Here is an 18,481-nt window from a genome sequence, read left to right as displayed (position 1 = left end):
AGTCCGACAGTCCGACAGTCCGACAGTCCGACAGTCCGACAGGGGTTGAAACCCCTGCCTCAAAGCGAAAGTCCTCTAAAAGAGGACTAAAAATTAGTATTTGAGTCGGTTTTAACCGACTTCAGCTATGAGACAGGGACTTCAGTCCCTGGCGGTGGAAGAAGGCATTGCTCTCAACTTTCCACGCTTTTTCCCCTGAGTCCGACAGTCCGACAGTCCGACAGTCCGACAGTCCGACAGGGGTTGAAACCCCTGCCTCAAAGCGAAAGTCCTCTCAAAGAGGACTAAAGAACTCATTAGTCCCATGCAAAAGGACTATCAATCACTCTTTCAGTCGTCTTCAGACGACTTTCGCTATTAGCCAGGGGTTTCAACCCCTGGCGGGTTTCGGGAGAATGAAACAGCCCTGCCCACCGGGGAAAGAAAGATGGGAAAGAAAGAAGGAAGAAGGAAAAAACTTTTCCTTTAGCCCTTGACAAATTACATTTTATTCCTTCTATTTCTTCTTTTTTTATGCTTTCAAATCCACCGAGGCGAGAAATCTTCTCTCGAAGGTGGTATTTTTTTACCTAAATTTTGGGATTAATTACAAAAATTAGCAAGTTGCATATAAATTAAAGGTTCCACCGATCCATAACGGTCGGCAAGACTTTAGAATAATGCAGTGAAAATTAGATGCTGTGGGGTTTTCAGCAGTTAGAAACAAAAATTCCTTCTCTGACCAATTATCCTAGGGTAATTGGTATTCAGCAGGAGTTGTGATTCGGGGAAGCGGACGGGAGCAATCGGGAACCACCCAAACCTCCCAATCCACACCTCAATCCAGTTGATAACTCACAGCTAATAGTTGAACTAACTCTGTTTAACGTAATTTTGCAAATCCAGAAGGAGTTCGCAATGAACAAAGGTGAATTGGTTGATGCAGTCGCGGAAAAGGCTAGCGTGACGAAAAAACAGGCAGATGCTGTTTTGAGTGCCGCCCTCGAAGCAATCATGGAAGCTGTCTCCGATGGCGACAAGGTGACGCTGGTCGGTTTTGGCTCGTTTGAGTCGCGGGAACGCAAGGCCCGCGAGGGTCGCAATCCCAAAACTGGCGACAAGATGGAAATCCCGGCAACCAGAGTTCCTGCATTTTCCGCAGGGAAGTTGTTTAAGGACAGAGTTGCACCGCCGAAAAACGCGGAATAGCTGGCGAACTGAGTCTTGATTAGACCTGTACACGGTGGGAATTTAGCTTGGGCAGCCGCACTGGCAGGCTGCCCTGCCTCTGCTATTCTTGATTTTTCTGCGAGTATCAGTCCTTTGGGCCCTCCTGAGTCGGCCCTGGCTGCGATTCAATCACACTTGAGCAGTCTGACGGCTTACCCAGACCCGGATTATGGGGAGCTCAGGACTGCTTTGGGGGAGGCTTTGAAGGTTGACCGGGATTGGATTTTGCCGGGGAATGGTTCGGCAGAATTGTTGACTTGGGCGGCTTGGGATTTGTCGAAGCTGGAGGCGACTTATTTGGTGACTCCGGCTTTTGGCGATTACTGGCGGGCTCTTTCGGCTTTCGGGGCGCAGGTTCTCAAATGTCCTTTGGATCTTAAATCTTGCACCATTGTCAAGAACGGGCAAGATGCCCATTCCACAAGAGATGAATTTTGTGGAACAGGCATCTTGCCTGTTCCTAAACAAGTAATTGAGAATGCTGCAACATCTCAGTTGGATCTGAAATCGTTGGACGCGGAGGCTGGAAGCCGGTTAGTAACGGATGATTTGTCGGTTTCTAACCGTTCCCTTGTCTCCCCTTCTTTGCGTCTCCCGGTTCCTCTTGCTCTCGATGCCGATAGACGAGGTTTGCTCCTGAACAACCCGCACAATCCTACGGGTTTGCTGTTTGGTAGGGAGGCGATTTTGCCTTATTTGAAGCAGTTAGCTATGGTGGTGGTGGATGAGGCCTTTATGGACTTTCTACCGCCTTCTGAGCAGGAAACTTTGATCGATGCTGTTGAGGAGTTTCCGAATTTGGTGATTTTACGATCGCTCACTAAATTCTATTCTCTGCCGGGACTGCGGTTGGGCTGTGCGATCGCCCATCCCGATATTCTCCGCCGCTGGCAGTTACTGCGCGATCCTTGGCCTGTGAATGCTTTGGCTGCTGCTGCTGCTGCTGCTGTGGTGCGAGATACTGTTTTTGAGCGGCAAACTTGGGATTGGCTGCCTGTTGCTCGCCGAGAACTATTTGAGGGTTTGGCTAATTTGCCGGGTTTGCAGCCTTTTGCCGGGGCGGCTAATTTCTTGTTGGTTGAGTCGTCGATGTCGGTTTCTTCTATTCAAAAAAGTCTGTTGGAACGACACCGGATTTTGATTCGGGATTGTTTGAGTTTTCCTGAGTTGGGCGATCGGTTTTTTCGGGTGGCTGTGCGCTCCAAGGCGGACAATCTGCGGCTGATTGCTGGACTTAAAGAAGTCATTAGTCAGTTGACAGTTGACAGTTGACGGTTGTCAGTTGACAGTTGACAGTTGACGGTTGACAGTTGACGGTTGTCAGTTGACAGTTGACAGTTGACGGTTGACTGTTAACAACCAATAAAAGTTGACAAACTGATTTTATTGGTCGTTTGAGCGGACATCCCCAAGAAACCCGGTTTCTATGATAAATCTTGGGTTTTACAGCGAAGTATCTAGGAAGAAACCGGGTTTATGACCCCGCGCGCCGATCGTCCTAAACTACTAACTAATGACTAATGACTACTGACTACTGACCGAAAGCATCCAGGATACAAGCCCCCGGATTCATCCGTCCAGAAATAAAAAACCTGTATCCGATGAAAGTTGCCCCCCGAATTTATCCGTGGTCAATGCTTCAATTCTTTAATCTAAAATCTAAAATCTAAAATCTAAAATCGATTGACTTCTTTATTTATGCTTGACTATGATTTAGTGATTATTGGTGGAACTCCGGCCGGACGTTATGCTGCTTTGACTGCAACTAATTTCCCGGCCCGCGTTGCTTTGGTGGAACCGCTAAGTAATTCCCAAGATTTGCCGACTGGGGAAAAAGAGTCGATCGACCTTGGTTTGAGATACAGCCAAACTTTGAGGGAGGCTGCTCGTTTTGCCCAGCAGATCAGCCGTCAGCAATTGGGGCTTCGCTGGGAAGTCGCTAATTCCTCCATTCCGATCAAATTGGGGTTTGAGGGGGTTCTGAAGTGGGCCGACGGTGTTGTTTCTAATTTGTCAGAAATTGATGATCTCGGCGTTTTGGCTGCTCGCGGGGTCGATGTTATTTTTGGCAGCGGCGAGTTTGTTGCGAAACCGGATTTGGCTTTTGTTGCAGGTGGGCGGAAATTGCGATCGCTCTGTTATTTGCTAGCTTGTCCAACTCTGCCGGCGATTCCCAATATTGAAGGACTTTCGTCTGCTGGATTTTTTACTTCGGAAACTGTCGGGGAATTAGCAAAACTTCCCCAGTTGCCTAAAAGTTTGGCTGTAATCGGTGCCGATCCCAGCGGTGTCGAAGTGGCTCAGACTTTTGCTCGCCTGGGGGTTGCTGTCACTTTGGTGGTGAAAAGTTCGCACATTTTGGCTAAAGAAGACCGGGAGGCTGCTGGTTTGGTGCAAGCTGGAATGGAAGCTGAAGGAGTGCGGATTCTGACTGCTACTGAGGTGACTCAAGCTAGGGTGATTGAGGGTAAAAAGTGGATTCAAGCTGGGCCAAGAGCGATCGAAGCTGAGGAGATTTTTCTAGCCGCCGGTAGAGGGCACAATTTTTCATCGTTAAATCTCGAAGCGGCTAAGGTTAAATACAGCGCTCGCGGGGTGATTTTAAATGAAAAGCTGCAAACAACTAATCGCCGCATTTATGCGATCGGCGATGTTGCTGGGGGTTATCCGTTCCCTCACATCGCTAATTACGAAGCTGCGGTTGCTGTGAAAAATGCTTTGTTTTTGCCGCTGTTTCAAATAGATTATCGCGGGATTCCTTGGGCGATTTTTTCCGATCCGCAGTTGGCGAGGGTTGGCTTGACTGAAGCGCAAGCAAGGCGCCGTTTTGGAGACGATCTCATTGTTTGTCGGGAATATTTCAAGAATGTTGAAAGAGCTCAAATGTCCGGGGATACAACTGGTTTTTGTAAGATTGTCGGGCGTCGCAATGGTGAGATGTTGGGAGCGAGTATTGTGGGGCCGCAAGCTGCTGAGTTGATTCACGCGATCGCTTTGGCTGTGCGTCACGGGATGAAGGTTGAGGCGATCGCCCAACTTCCTTATATTTGGTCGAGTTTTTCGGCAATTAACGGTCAAACTGCGGCTCTTTGGGAGTCGCAGCGCTTGGGTAGCAATACTTTTTCGCGCAATTTATGGGAGAATTTGTTTCACTGGCGCAGGTATTGGAAGTGAAACAATCAAAGGGGTAATTGGTAATTGGTAATTGGTAAGTATGTGAGTGGCAAAATATAATTGACTTGGGCTAATTCCACAGTTGGCTTCTGAATTTTGGCATTAAATGCCTGATTCACTTATTAAAGTGGGGCAGCTTGTTGTTGCATCAGGACAAATAATTCGGCTTGGAGCCTATGACTCCCTACCGATCCGCCATCGAGCGCACAAACTAGATTTCCTCTGCTTCCTGCTTTAAATGCAGAGTCGCCCGAATTGTACTGATGAGATTAAATTCTGAGCTAAACTCGACATTAGATTTAATAGGCGATCGCATACAAGCATCGGTTTTAAAAATACTCTTAAGTACCTGATTAGCCTCTTAAATTCCTCTTCTTTCAACTGCTGTCGTTCAAGGAGCATTAGCCTCCTTCATTTTCTACTGAGTCTTAACTCCAGTATCAACAGCTCTTACATAAACAATTCAAGTATTGTTTTAAACTCTTGCTTTCATAACTCTCTCTCCCAAATATATTAAGAAAAATGTAATTCACTGAATACTAAAGCAGAGCAAGCGAAAATAGTAGATAGTAACTCTCAGAAGCTTCAGACTTGACAGAAGCAGTAGGAATACGTAGATATGACTAACATCACAAATTTTTTTCTAGGATATCACATTAACGAGGAAATATACGCAGGCAATCGAACTCTAGTTTATCGTGGTATTCGCTCTTGTGATCAGCAACCCGTCGCGATCAAACTACTGCGAAATGACTTTCCCAGCTTCAACGAACTGGTTCACTTCCGCAACCAATACGTCATTGCTAAAAACTTAAATATCCCCGGCACTGTCAAGGCATACAGCCTGGAGAGCTATCATAACCGCTATGCTTTGGTGATGGAAGACTTTGGCGGAATTTCCTTATGTAGCTACCTTGCTAGTCTAGCATCCGATAGCAACGAAACCCTAGAAGGCTTGCCAGTTAACGAGTTTCTTCCTATGGCAATTCAAATTGCCAACGCCCTTGACGGACTTCATCGCCACCACGTCATCCATAAAGACCTCAAGCCCGCCAACATTCTCATTAACCCCACCAGTAAAGAAGTCAAGCTGATTGATTTGAGCATCGCTTCCCTGCTGCCGCGCGAAACCCAAGAAATTCAAAATCCCAATGTCCTAGAAGGCACTTTACCCTACATATCTCCCGAACAAACTGGGCGAATGAACCGAGGCATTGATTACCGCACAGATTTCTACTCTCTGGGAGTCACATTCTACGAATTACTAACAGGAAAGTTACCATTCCAAACAGACGATCCAATGGATTGGGTACACTGCCACCTGGCAAAGCAACCTATTCCCGTCCATGAACTCCACCCAGCAGTTCCTCCGGTACTGTCTGAGATAGTTGGTAAACTGATGGCGAAGAATGCGGAAGACCGCTATCAAAGCGCCCTAGGACTCAAGTACGACTTAGAAACTTGTTGGCAGCAGTGGAGAGAAAAGGGAGAGATTGCATCCTTTAAATTAGGACAGCGAGATTTGTGCGATCGCTTCATCATCCCAGAAAAGTTGTACGGTAGAGAAAGCGAAGTATTCTCCCTGCTATCGGCCTTCGAGCGCGTCAGTGCCGGAAGCACCGAAATGATGCTCGTTGCCGGTTTCTCAGGCATTGGCAAAACCGCTGTCGTTAACGAAGTTCACAAACCAATTGTGAGACAGCGAGGCTACTTTATTAAAGGAAAATTCGACCAATTTCAACGCACCCTTCCCTTTACAGTATTTGTCCAAGCTTTTCGCGATTTAATGGGACAACTGCTATCGGAAACCGATGCTAAACTTGAACAATGGAAGTTGGAAATTTTGGCGGCTTTGGGCGAGAATGCTCAGGTGATAGTTGAAGTCATTCCTGAACTCGAACGTATTATCGGACAGCAAGCGCCCGTCCCCGAACTTTCGGGAAGTGCTGGTCAAAATCGCTTCAATTTGTTATTTGAAAAATTCATTCAAGTCTTCACAACAAAAGACCATCCTGTAGTGATTTTCTTGGACGATTTGCAATGGGCAGACTCAGCATCGTTAAAATTAATTCAACTGCTGATGAGCGACGTTGATAACCGCTATCTCTTATTAATTGGAGCTTATCGGGATAACGAAGTTTTTCCCGCACATCCATTGATGCTGACGTTAGCAGAAATTCAAAAAACTGAAGCAAAGGTGAATACTATTACCTTAGCACCACTTGAGCGAGCCGACGTAAATTGTTTAGTTGCCGATACTCTAGCTTGTTCTACAGCGTTGGCTCAGCCTTTGACAGAACTCGTTTATCAGAAAACCCAAGGCAATCCATTTTTCAGCACCCAATTCCTCAAATCTTTGCATGAAGATGGGCTAATTGAATTTAATTTTGACGCTCGGTATTGGCAGTGCGATATTGCTAGAGTGCGAACCTTGGCACTAACAGATGATGTTGTAGAATTTATGGCACTTCAGTTGCGAAAGTTGCCAGCCCAGACCCAGGAAATTTTAAAGTTAGCTGCTTGTATTGGCAATCAGTTCGATTTGGCGACGTTAGCAATTGTTGATGAAAATTCGCCAACAGAAACCGCATCGGCTTTATGGAAGGCACTACAAGACGGGCTAATTTTACCCATTAGCGAAGTTTATAAGTTTTATCAGCCAGAGGGAAATAGCGAATCGGTAATCGGTAATATCAAGAAATCTGACCAATTACTAATTACCCAGGATCAATTACCCAAATATAATTTTTTACACGATCGCGTTCAACAAGCAGCTTATTCCCTCATTCCTGAGGACCAAAAGCGTTCTACTCACTTAAAAATTGGTCAACTCTTATTAAAGAATACGCCAGAAGCCGATCGAGAAGAAAGAATTTTTGATATTGTCAATCACTTAAATGTGGGAGTTGAGCTAATTACCCAGGAGGCAGAACGGGAACAATTAGCACGATTGAATCTGGTTGCTGGAAAGAAAGCCAAAGCTGCTACCGCTTATGCTGCTGCGGTTGAAGATTTCAAGGTTGGCCAGGAATTACTGACAGAAAATAGTTGGCATAGTCAATACGAACTAACATTAGCGCTGTATACAGAAGCAGCAGCAGCGGCATATCTAAATGGTGATTTTGACCAGATGGAAAAATTAGCATCTGTCGTGGAAAACGGCGCCAAAACGCTAGGGGACAAAGTGAAGCTATATGAAGTCCAAATTCAAGCTTATATGGCGCAAAATAAGCTACAGGAAGCGCTGAATACAGGGTTGCCAGTCTTAAAGCAGTTGGGGGTAGAGTTTCCCTCCGAGCCAAATTTATCTGATATTGGACAGGCACTAGGAGAAACCGCGTCAATTTTGAGCGGAAAGGGAACTGAGGACTTAATTGATCTCCCTCTGATGACAGATCCTCAACAAATAGCAACTATAACGATTCTGTCAAGCCTATTTACTCCTGCCTACCTAGCGCTGCCGCCACTCGCGCCTTTGGTAGTTTGCAAACAGGTCAATTTATCTGTCCAATATGGCAATGCTTCTTTGTCTCCCTATGCTTTTGTCATATATAGTTTTCTTCTCTGTGGCATGGGAGATATTGAGCGGGGCTATCAGTTCGGTCAACTGGCTTTACGTCTATTGTCAAAGTTGAATGCCAAAGAAATCCAAGCCAAGACATCCGCAATGGTGCATTCTTGTATTCAACCTTGGAAAGAACACTTCAGAAATAGTTTAAAACCTTTGCTGTCAGATTATACTTGTGGGCTGGAAACCGGAGAGTTAGAATTTGCTGGTTATGCTATCTTTCACTACAGTTATTACTCGTATTTTGTTGGCAAGCAACTAACGCAACTCGAACCAGAAATAGCAACCTACGCAGATGCCGTTAGTAAAATTCACCAAGAAGCCCCACTTTCTTATCAGAAAATTTGTTGGCAAGCCGTTTTGAACTTGATAGGAAGATCGCCAGACCCATGCCATTTAAAGGGAGAAGCCTACGACGAAGAGACAATGTTGCAACTGTATCAGGGAACCAATAACTACCTAGGGATTCATTACTTATACTTGCATCAACTTGTGCTTTGTTATCTGTTTGAAAATTACCCGGAAGCTTTTAAAAGTAGCGCTCAAATAGAAAGTTATTTGAGCGCAGCTTCAGGGCTGATAACTGTTGCCATCTTCCATTTCTACGATTCTTTGGTGCGGTTGGCAGTGTATTCTGACACTCCCCAGTCTGAACAACAGGGCATTCTTGACAGAGTACAAGCTAACCAAGAAAAAATGCAAAAGTGGGCGAATCATGCCCCCATGAATCATCTGCATAAATTCTATCTAGTAGAGGCAGAACGGCATCGCGTTTTAAACCAAAAAATAGAAGCGGTCGAGATGTACGACAAGGCTATTGCCCTCGCCCAAGAAAACGAATACCTCAACGAGGAAGCACTTGCTCACGAACTCGCTGCCAAATTCTACTTAGAATGGGGCAAAGAAAAACTGGCAAAACCATATTTAATTGATGCTTACTATGCTTACGCTCGTTGGGGAGCAAAAGCAAAGATTGACCATCTAGAACAGCGCTACCCCCAATTGCTTGCTGTGATCCTGCAACAGGAGCGAACTCGCCAGAATCCGAGCGAAACAATTCACACATCGACCCATAGTGAATCATCCCTATCTAACACGAATAGAACAATTATCGGTAGCACCAGCAGTTGGGGCTTAGTAGATTTGCCGACCGTTATCAAAGCTTCTCAAGCTCTATCTAGCGAAATTAAACTCGATCAATTGCTCACTACGCTCATGCAAGTGGTGGTGAAGAATGCCGGAGCACAAACCGGAGCATTAATTTTGAATGAAGAGGGAAACTGGAGGATAAACGTCCACTGCACAAACCGTCAAGACTGCCTTCTGCAATCTATTCCGGTTGAGGAGAGCGAAGTAATTCCTCTCACCCTAATCAACTACGTCAAACGTACAAAAGAAACCCTTATTTTTGATGATGCTAGCAATCAACCAAGATTTGCATCTGACCCCTACATAGTCCAACAGCAACCTCAGAGCGTGCTTTGCACTCCGATCAGCGAGCGAGGGAAAATGATGGGGATTTTGTATTTGGAAAATAATTTAGCCACAGGGGTATTCACGGGCGATCGCGTCGCCATCCTCAACATCCTGTGCTCCCAAGCAGCAATTTCCTTACAAAACGCCCGACTGTATCAACAATCCCAGGAATATGCCCAAAAACTAGAGCAGTCTATCCACGATCTCAAACAGATGCAACTGCAATTGGTGCAGGGTGAGAAGATGTCTGCTTTGGGAAATTTAGTCGCCGGTGTAGCCCACGAAATTAACAATCCCGTAGGCTTTATCGCGGGAAACTTGCAACCGGCTCAAGAATACGTGGGGGATTTATTCAATTTGATTGATTTGTATCAAGAAAAATTTCCCAATCCGGGAGGGGAAATTGAAACAGAAATTGAAGATATGGACTTGGAGTATTTGCGAGAAGATTTGCCTAAATTGATTGGCTCGATGAAGGAAGGAGTCGATCGCATCCGCAATATCAGTATAAGTTTGAGAACGTTTTCGAGGGCTGATAGCGATCGACCAGTTTCTTTCAATATTCACGATGGACTCGAAAGCACTCTGCTAATTCTCAAGCACCGTTTAAAAGCCAGCGAGTTCCGCCCTGCCATTGAAGTTGTGAAAGAGTATGGTAACTTGCCCCTAGTGAAATGCTTTCCCGGCCAGTTAAACCAGGTATTTATGAACGTACTGGCTAATGCCATTGACGCTCTGGAGGAGTCAAATAAGGAGCGCAGTTTTAAGGAAATTAAAGCCCTACCTAATCAAATCACGGTTCAAACTGCTCTGAGCGAAGACCAAAATCAGGTTTTGATTCGCATTAAGGATAATGGAGTGGGGATGTCAGGCGAAGTCAAGGAAAACATCTTTAACCACTTATTCACTACCAAGTCGGTGGGTCAAGGAACTGGATTAGGATTGTCTATAGCCCACCAAATTGTTGTGGAAAAACATGGAGGTACGTTACTCGTGAATTCTTCTTTGGGCCAGGGTTCGGAGTTTGTGATTTCTATTCCGGCGTGAGCATTTCGTAATAGGGCTGTAACGCAATTAGTGCCGCGTCGCAATTACCAGTTCCGTTATTAGCAGAAACAGGAAACGGGACACGGGGAACGAGCAACAGCCTAGGGGTTTTCGTGCTCGGAACTAGCGACTATGGACTAGGGAAACAAAGAATCTCGACTAATTCCCCCATCCTCCGCCCGCACCTTATTGGTGATTGAGACAGCGGTTTGCAACCGCCCGCTTTACCAACTCTCTTCGCTTTTTTTGTGCCCGGTTTTGAGTTAAGAGTTCCCTTGAGTTTTTCAGCCTCTACCTTACCGAAATGAAAGCAGCTATCATGCTACTGAGATTGGGGAGTTGAATTTCATAATATGATAAGGTGCGCGCACCCTAGGTTAATAAGGTGCGCGCTTGACGCTTGACGCTGAGATGTACGGAGAGGGTGGGATTTGAACCCACGTTAGAGTCACCCCTAAAGTAGATTTCGAGTCTACCGCATTCAACCGCTCTGCCACCTCTCCAATTGATTTGAGATGTGAGCTAAAAGTATTTTACCGCACAGTGCGCCAGATTGTAAATCTTTATAAAAAAGAAGTTTGATTTTCTTCAGATTCCAAAGTGGTCTTAAATCCCCCTGCAGGAGTCCACTGGAGGGCTCCGTCGCGCCCTGTCCAGAATATCTGGGTTTTGGTTTGGCGCAGTTGGGCTGCGGTTTCTGGGTCGATTTCGTCAGCAGAGGCGATCGCCACTTGTGGCCCAACCGCGCCCAATAACTCGGCCGTCAGGGCTTTTCCTGACCACCACAGCACTTGAGCCGGCTTCAAGGTTCCCGTTGCTGCCAATTTTTTTTGCGCTTCCGGTGTCATTTCACCGACGAGCAACCAAGTTCGATTTCCCACCAGGAATTCTACCACCGGAATCTCCGCATTCACGAACTGCAACCGCGTCGAACCCAGATCAACTGTACTGCTAGTTTCTAAAGGAATGTAAACGCCTTGGCGAGATTGCACAGCCGTTATAAATTCCTGATTGTTGCCACGGTGAATTTGTTTGGGAGCATTATTATCATAAAATGTTTTAATTGGCAAGCGTTCTAGTAATTTTCCCCAACCACTGCTCAAACCTAAATGACCGTGAGTGGCGATCGCAAAATTCACAGAATTAACTCCTTGCTTCTGCAAAAAAGGCAACACTGTAAACCTTACGGTATTTTCATCACCGCTATTAATTAGCGCCACTTTTCCCCTATCTTGAATTACTAAAACAGGCTCACCAGATGTCGCCAGCAAAGTAACTTGAAATAAAGATGATTGAACGTGCCAAGCTGGCAAAACTATGATACTTATTCCCGCCACCAGCGCCAGCGGTAAAATCCAAGCCGCAGAAAAAATCGGCAGTGCAATAACTCTGCTTTTCGCCTTCTTCCCTTTCCCCTTTTCCTGGTTTTTTCCTCTGACTGCTTCCGGCTTCCGTCTTTTTTCTTCCTTCCTCCTTCTATCCGTTACATCCGTTACAGAATCCGTTGCCGAACTTCCCCCGATCCAAACCCAGCAAATTAAACTGTAAAGCGCGATTAGCTGAAACACCGATACTTGACCGACAGCTACCGAATTACCGGGTAATTGCGAGAAATATTGGGCGATCGCAATTAACCCCTTTGCCGGATAGTCCAGCAGTTGCGCTAAAATACTGCCAGCGGGCGGAAAAATCAATCCAGCTAAAGCGCTAACCATCCCCCCAATACTCAAAATCCACAGCAAAGGAGCCGCAATAATATTGACTAAAATGCTGTAAGGTGATACCACACTAAAAACGTAAAGTAGCAGCGGCAGGACCCAAATTGAAGCTGCAATCGGAACCACAACAATCGAAGCGATCGCGGGCGGCATCCATTCCAACTTTGCCATCAGCGGCGGCGTTGTCACGATTAACCCCAAAGTTGCCAAAAAACTCAGTTGGAAACCTAAATCCCAAATCCACAAAGGGTTAACCAGCAGTAAAATAGTAGCAGCAATTAACAGCAATCCCAGCGGCTTAACTTGGCGGTTCAGCACCAAAGCAAATAGTGTTCCCAATCCCATTAAAGCGGCGCGGCATACTGAAGCTTCAAAGCCGGTTAATCCCACGAGGAAAAATAAAGCACCGACGCCAAAGCTAAATTGTAATTGTTTGGAAAAACGCCTGGTTAAAGCTAGAACTAAAGCCAAAACCATCGAAACTTGAGTGCCGGAAGCTGCGATCGCGTGGGCCACTCCAGCCTGCACAAAAGAGTCGCGGATGTTGTAAGGTAAATCTACTGCTTGTTTGCCGAGGGCGATCGCACTGATCAAGGGCCCTTCTGGAACATTTAACTGCGATAGTTGCGATCGCACGATCCGCTGCCGCATCGCTTGAATTTTCGATGGCTGCATCCCGCTTGACTCCCAGAAAGCAGCCGCTTGGCTGTTAACTCGATTTACATCCGCGATCGCATTTTCTCTCCTCCAGTCAATTTGACGGCCTTTGAGTCCGACAAAAGCCCCTTCTCTGGCTAAATATTTTTGAAAATCAAAAGCCCCCGGATTCGACGGCGGCTGCGGTTTGTACAAGGAACCCACAACTGCGATCGTATTGTCGGCGTACAAGCCAGTTGCTTGCAGCAGGGGCACTGTAACGTAGAGTTTGCCGGATACTGGGCGGTTGACAACTACTCCTCCCTCGCCGCCGTTGATTTCGCTAACTAAATCTGTTTCTAGCCAAAATTGCGATCGACCCGATCGAGTCAATCGAGGCGTACTGGCAACTCTACCGCGAACTGTCACCGCCACTTCTTGAGTGTTTCCAACCGCCGGAATCAGTTTGCTGATGTCATCTATTGCTGGTTGGGGCGATCGAACTGCAAAATAAACGCTAGCTAGAAATGCCACCAAACCCGCAACTGCCCACACCCATTTCCCTCGCGGCAGCATCTCCAACAAACTCAACTCTTCCCTCGCATCTAAGGGTGCTTCAAGAGCATTTTCTTTTTGTCTGCTGCGTCTTTTCTTAGTAACTTGGACAGAATTTTTAGTATATTTTCGCAACAATTTCGGCAGGGCGATCGCTACCGCTATTCCCAAAGCAAGTATCGCGTATCTACCCCAAGAAACCGCTGTAGAAATCAATCCCAAAATGTAGGCAAGACAGAAGATGACACCCGTTGCTTGATTCATTAATTAGCAAGTAATTAGCAATTTTTACTGTCAAAAGTAGAGTTGGTTTCAGTCCAGAACACATAATATCAATTCCGGTTATATCGGAATGATTTAACCACAGAGAACGCAGAGAACGCAGAGGAAGAGAAGAGAGAGAGACGAATAATGCCGATGAAGAGAGGATTTCATATAACCTCTGTATGTAGGGTACACATTGCGACCCTACATATAGCTGGTAAAAGTATAGTCATTTATAGGCATGGGAGGCTTCAAGTCCCTCCCCCTTCACTTTTACTTTGAGCGGATTAACCCGCCTCGGCTGAACTACGCAGCTCCCTATCCCATCGCTGAAGGCATTTGGGATTGCTTTTCTGAGGATATTGTACGCTGCATTCACATCGGAATTAATTAACCGACCAACCGATGTTTTGTACAAACCTCGCTTGATACGCTTACCAGTAAACACAGGCTCTTTATCAGTTGTTCCGTAAACAGGAATTGGGTCTAGACCCAGAAAGTTGGCCCGTGAACTATAGGATTCTTCCTGCACAATTACCTTGATTCCCGCCAGCCGAGCTTTGTATTCCAACATCTCAATTAATCGAGAGTGAGGAATGTTGACAAAGTTTTGGTTGGTTTGCTTACCTAAGTTAATTTCGGTTTTCCACTGTGCATTTTTGCCGATGACCAGCGTTCCAATTTGGTTCACTACCAAATGGTCAACAATCACGCGACTAGCATGATGCAAGTAATTATCAACTTTTTGATGGCGACAACGAGTTAAGCGCTGAATCCGGGGTGACGTTTTGCGGTTCCCTTTTAAGTGGGATTGCAATCGTGCTTTCCGCTTGTTGTAGAACTGGTTGATCGATTTCAATGGTCGCCCGTTAATCAACAAAGGGATAAATCCCGGTTGATTTGAAGTTAACGCCACTAAATTATCCAGTCCCAAATCAATACTAGCTACAGAGTTGGCATTGCCAAGGGTGGACTCCGTTTCATCATAAATCACCTCAATTACATAGGCATCACATTTCGGAACCAGTCTAACTTGACAAATCAGGTTGGGATTGAGTTTGGTTTTAATTGAAAGTTCAGTGCCGGAAAGTTTAATGATTCCTTTCTTCAACTGTTTGCTGCTAATTGCTTGAATCGTGTAGACGAGAAGGTTTCGCCCTTTAGTCTTATCTTTGTACTTTGGCAATTTTGGGCTACCCGTGAATCTTGAAGAGTCAGCTTTGTAAGCTTTAACGGCTTCAAAAAACGATTTCCAATTCTTGTCTAGCACCATCAAGATTTGCTGACTTACTTTAGCAGGCAAAGCCTTATATGCTTCGTGAGACTTCATCAATCGGTTCATTTCGTTATAACTGACATAACCCCATCCATAAATAAAGCTCTGACGAATGACGTAATTGGCGGCATTGTAGAGGTTTTTGGACTTGAAAGCTAGTTCGTCTATTTGGGCGAAACGGTGTTCCGTCGATTTAATGATGTGCCTCTGTGTTAGTTGCATTTGAGACTTGCGTTTTTTGGGCTATGCGTATTCCTTGTTCAACACTCACAACAATAGAATACCATTATTGTTTATAATTGCTTATAAACTCAATGAAGTTTTACAATACTACCACTGCCTAATAAGTCTTCTTCTAAATAGACAGCCCCAATTTTAAACCGAAAGCCGCGTGCAGCACCATAAGTGCAAGGGCCGTCGTGCCTAAATAAGCGTGAACCGCGCGCAGTGCTAGCTTATTGCCCCCAAAACCCGTTAGCGAAATCAAGCTGCCAATAGCCAGCAAAACCAGCACTGCCGAACCCGTCCAAAAATGCGGGCTTTCCATGACTGGCTGGTGCTGCATCACCAGCGACAGCAAGCCGCCTGTATAGCCCAAAGCTAGAAACAGAAACATCCACGGTGCAAGCTTGCGGTGATCCGAGCGACTTGTGAGTGCGACATCTTTATCTGTGGCCAAACGTCCCTGCCATCCCGTATACCCGACAAAACTGCCCATCGCCACTACCACGATCCCCATCATTACAGGGTGTCCCCAATGGGTAATTGGTTCGGGAATTCCTAGACTGCGAAATTGACTGGCGATGGGTTCTAGTAGTTCGCTTAAATTTACCATTTGATACTGACTCCAAACTTGGCGATAAATATTTTCGGACTAATCATTAAAATATTATAAAATATTAGTGTAGCAAGTGCGATCGCGATTTCTAAGAGCTGTTTAATATCAAATCCTTGCTTCATCGTCGAGCGTAAAGTCTCCTTCAATCTGCAACCAAATAGAAGCACAATTTTCAGTTTTTGGGTTCACAGTCAACAGTCAACAGTCAACAGTCAACAATTCCGGAGGAGTGCAACCAGAATCTATCTAACATGATGGTCAAACATTGCGCCGAAGCCTGGATATAGGCAAAACTTAGCCGGCTTGGGCCGGCTGTGAGATGTTTTACAGCAGTGATGCTGCTTCAAGTTAATTCTTAGCCTGATAGGCTAAATCTAAGAGCAAAAATAAACGCCATTCGCCCGCACATCACACCCCGTGGGCTGCCTTTTGCCCAATCTTCACAGCCTCATCCTCACTCTGGATGTTAAATTTTACCTGCCTGCTCAAAGTTAATTTCAATTCCTTGACTTTTGAATGGCCAAGTGAGAAATTAACATCGCAGCCGACGAACCGTCACACTTCTACATTTTGCTAATCGTTCTCAAGGGAGAATCAACTGCTGAAAAAAACTAGAGGTTCCAAGTTTGAGACTTCTGGCATAAAGTATGCCGTCTGCCCAGGCTCACTTCGATCGACTGATCGCTAAACTGTCTCAAGGCACCCTGATAGCACCCTTGGCTGTTGAGCAGCCATCGCTGTGCACCTAAATGAACCCTCTCAACTAACTAGCTGGGGATTCGGTTTTAGCAGACAAGCAGTGACTTTCTTGCGTCGCCTTCCTCGGAACCGTGCAATCGCTACACTCACTGCGCCGTCGCTAAAGTAGCTTCCGAAGGTTGGATTTGATACTTTACGAGATTTGCCAGTTCTTGTAACTGATTAATCGCTTCTGCACCTTCTAGTTTCATCAGTTCGCGGTCGTCCCGCATCTCAGTCCAAGTGATACCGTAATCTGACACTAAAAATCGAATCAGATGGTTGTCCGTCAAACTGACCATAAATGAGGCACTGTTCATCTGACCCCCGCAAGTGTAGCAGGATGCCAGATAACCCCGATGCTCTAGCACGATCGCTAAAGCTTGGAGGTTCATTACCAAATCTTGAACGAATTTACGGTGTTGTTCTGCAAGTCTCAGAAACACAGTTCTCCTCCTATCACCACACCGTGTATTTTACATCCCATTTAATAATTTCTTAATAAGTGGGTATTTAGGTGCTGGTTCAGTATACGTTTAGTATGCTCAAAAAAAATCGGATTAGCGACCTCTTCAGCCTACCTATACTACATTAACCCAGTTGTGCTCGAAACGCAGTATCAGCAGCGACATTCAGCCAAAACAGGCTCTAGCGGGGAACTCCAGCCGGAAAATTTGCCTGCTGTCAGGGCTGATTCAGCCGTCGCAGAGCCCAAAGATACAAATAACTAATGATAGTAATGAAATTAGTTAAGTAGAAGAGTTCAATCACCCTGGGGATACTCCTCCCAAAGCGTCGTCGTCTGCCGCAAGCTCAGAAAATCGCCATTCCCCAAAATCAAGTGATCCAGTAGCGGAATCGACAAAAACTGCGCTCCCGCCAGCAACTGTCGCGTCAAAGCAATATCCTCTGGGCTTGGTTCCACAATCCCCGATGGGTGATTGTGCGAGATAATCGCCCGCGTCGCCCCCTGGCGGATCACCTCGCGAAAAATATCCCGTGGGTGAGCCAAAGTTTCCGTTGCTGTGCCGATCGTAATTACCTGAGTACCCAGCAGCCGATTTTTCACATCCAGCAACACCACAGCAAAACGTTCCTGAGACTGCCACATCAAATCCTGACTCAGGGCATCCGCCGCCGCTTGGGGAGAGTCAACCACAGCCATTTCCGGCGGCCGCGACTGAAACACCCGCTTCCCCAACTCCACCGCAGCCAAAATCGAAGTCGCCTTAGCAGGGCCAATCCCGTGAATCTGCGTCAACTCCTGAACGCTAATAGTGCGTAGCACAGCCAGAGGATCGCGGTGGTGCAAACTCAACTGATTTAAAATATACTGTCCGAGCCCGACGGCCGAAAGTTTGCCGGGGCCCTGACCAGTACCCAGGAGAATCGCAATCAATTCTGCAGTCGCCAAACTTTTCGGGCCACCCGCCATCAACCGTTCCCGTGGCCGTTCACTCGTTGGCAAATCGACAATTCTCAAGCTGTAAGTCATAGCTGCACCCGCACCGCAAGCTCAACAATTAGACAATTTTAGCCGATCGATTTGCCTTCTTCAATTCGTACAATCACCGAAAAAAGCCTTCATCATTAACCGAGGATTTTGGCAGATTAAATCTAACCCAGCGTTTCGCAAGCGATCGAGTCTTGATCTCGATCGAGCTTAAAAGGATCGCCCGGATATGCCTCTAAAACTCGCTGCGCTTCAGCTTGAGTCGCAAAGTCCGAACAGTTGCAATCCGAGTTAACGCAACTCGGAAAATCGGCACTTTTAACCTTTGGTTTAGAAGACTCTTGACATACTCCCCTGCCTAAAGGCGAGAGGATTCTTAACACTTCATCGACCAATGCTACCGAAGTAGTCTTACGAGCGCCTCCATGTTCATTTTAAGTCGTGGCAATGCCCTATCCCGACTATATGTATCGTTTTGTTTGAAAAACATTAACAATACTTTGTTTTGCTTCCCGGTTGGATTTTAACC

General features: G+C 46.0%; 11 protein-coding genes and 1 tRNA gene. 5 read left to right on the top strand and 7 right to left on the bottom strand.

What is annotated here, in order from left to right:
* Positions 1-879 precede the first annotated feature (879 nt).
* The 4 genes from QUB35_RS05390 to QUB35_RS05375 all read left to right on the top strand — a co-directional run bounded on the left by QUB35_RS05390 (position 880) and on the right by QUB35_RS05375 (position 10,474).
* A complete protein-coding gene (locus tag QUB35_RS05390) occupies positions 880-1,188 on the top strand; it encodes an HU family DNA-binding protein (protein ID WP_278187376.1) in 309 nt (102 codons plus the stop codon).
* Positions 1,189-1,203: 15 nt separating this feature from the next.
* Complete coding sequence (locus QUB35_RS05385; RefSeq protein ID WP_333140064.1) at positions 1,204-2,481, top strand: threonine-phosphate decarboxylase; 1,278 nt, start codon at positions 1,204-1,206, stop codon at positions 2,479-2,481.
* 411 nt (positions 2,482-2,892) lie between these two features.
* The gene (locus QUB35_RS05380) at positions 2,893-4,383 is read left to right on the top strand and encodes an NAD(P)/FAD-dependent oxidoreductase (protein WP_333140062.1); all 1,491 of its coding nucleotides are present in this window, start codon (positions 2,893-2,895) and stop codon (positions 4,381-4,383) included.
* Between the two features lie 619 nt (positions 4,384-5,002).
* A complete protein-coding gene (locus QUB35_RS05375) occupies positions 5,003-10,474 on the top strand; it encodes an AAA family ATPase (RefSeq protein ID WP_333140060.1) in 5,472 nt (1,823 codons plus the stop codon).
* 416 nt (positions 10,475-10,890) lie between these two features.
* On the opposite strand, the gene QUB35_RS05370 is transcribed toward QUB35_RS05375, so the two are convergent.
* From QUB35_RS05370 to QUB35_RS05350, 5 genes are all read right to left on the bottom strand, one after another.
* Positions 10,891-10,977: transfer RNA gene (locus QUB35_RS05370), tRNA-Ser, on the bottom strand.
* A gap of 60 nt (positions 10,978-11,037) precedes the next feature.
* A complete protein-coding gene (locus QUB35_RS05365) occupies positions 11,038-13,647 on the bottom strand; it encodes a ComEC/Rec2 family competence protein (RefSeq protein WP_333140058.1) in 2,610 nt (869 codons plus the stop codon).
* A 229-nt stretch (positions 13,648-13,876) separates the two neighbouring features.
* Positions 13,877-15,145: a transposase gene (locus tag QUB35_RS05360; RefSeq protein ID WP_333140056.1), complete on the bottom strand. Its 1,269-nt coding sequence runs from the start codon at positions 15,143-15,145 to the stop codon at positions 13,877-13,879.
* A 133-nt stretch (positions 15,146-15,278) separates the two neighbouring features.
* Entirely contained in the window at positions 15,279-15,758 is a 480-nt protein-coding gene (locus QUB35_RS05355) for a DUF4079 domain-containing protein (protein WP_333140054.1), read from the bottom strand.
* Positions 15,759-16,606: 848 nt separating this feature from the next.
* Complete coding sequence (locus tag QUB35_RS05350) at positions 16,607-16,945, bottom strand: DUF1815 family protein (protein WP_015176985.1); 339 nt, start codon at positions 16,943-16,945, stop codon at positions 16,607-16,609.
* Positions 16,946-17,101: 156 nt separating this feature from the next.
* Here QUB35_RS05350 and QUB35_RS05345 point away from each other — a divergent pair, with 156 nt between their 5' ends.
* Positions 17,102-17,230: a hypothetical protein gene (locus QUB35_RS05345; protein WP_333140052.1), complete on the top strand. Its 129-nt coding sequence runs from the start codon at positions 17,102-17,104 to the stop codon at positions 17,228-17,230.
* A 32-nt stretch (positions 17,231-17,262) separates the two neighbouring features.
* Here the strand turns inward: QUB35_RS05345 and radC are convergent, their stop codons facing one another.
* Together radC and QUB35_RS05335 are read right to left on the bottom strand one after the other, a co-directional pair.
* The gene (gene radC / locus QUB35_RS05340; protein ID WP_333140050.1) at positions 17,263-17,994 is read right to left on the bottom strand and encodes a RadC family protein; all 732 of its coding nucleotides are present in this window, start codon (positions 17,992-17,994) and stop codon (positions 17,263-17,265) included.
* 122 nt (positions 17,995-18,116) lie between these two features.
* Positions 18,117-18,335, bottom strand: coding sequence for an excalibur calcium-binding domain-containing protein (locus QUB35_RS05335; RefSeq protein WP_333140048.1), 219 nt, complete (start codon positions 18,333-18,335; stop codon positions 18,117-18,119).
* Between the last annotated feature and the right edge of the window lie 146 nt (positions 18,336-18,481).

The organism is Microcoleus sp. B13-B6, from assembly GCF_036705405.1.
GTDB lineage: Bacteria > Cyanobacteriota > Cyanobacteriia > Cyanobacteriales > Microcoleaceae > Microcoleus.
The sequence above is the reverse complement of the archived record's forward strand: the minus strand, read 5'-3'. Positions and strand labels throughout refer to the sequence as shown.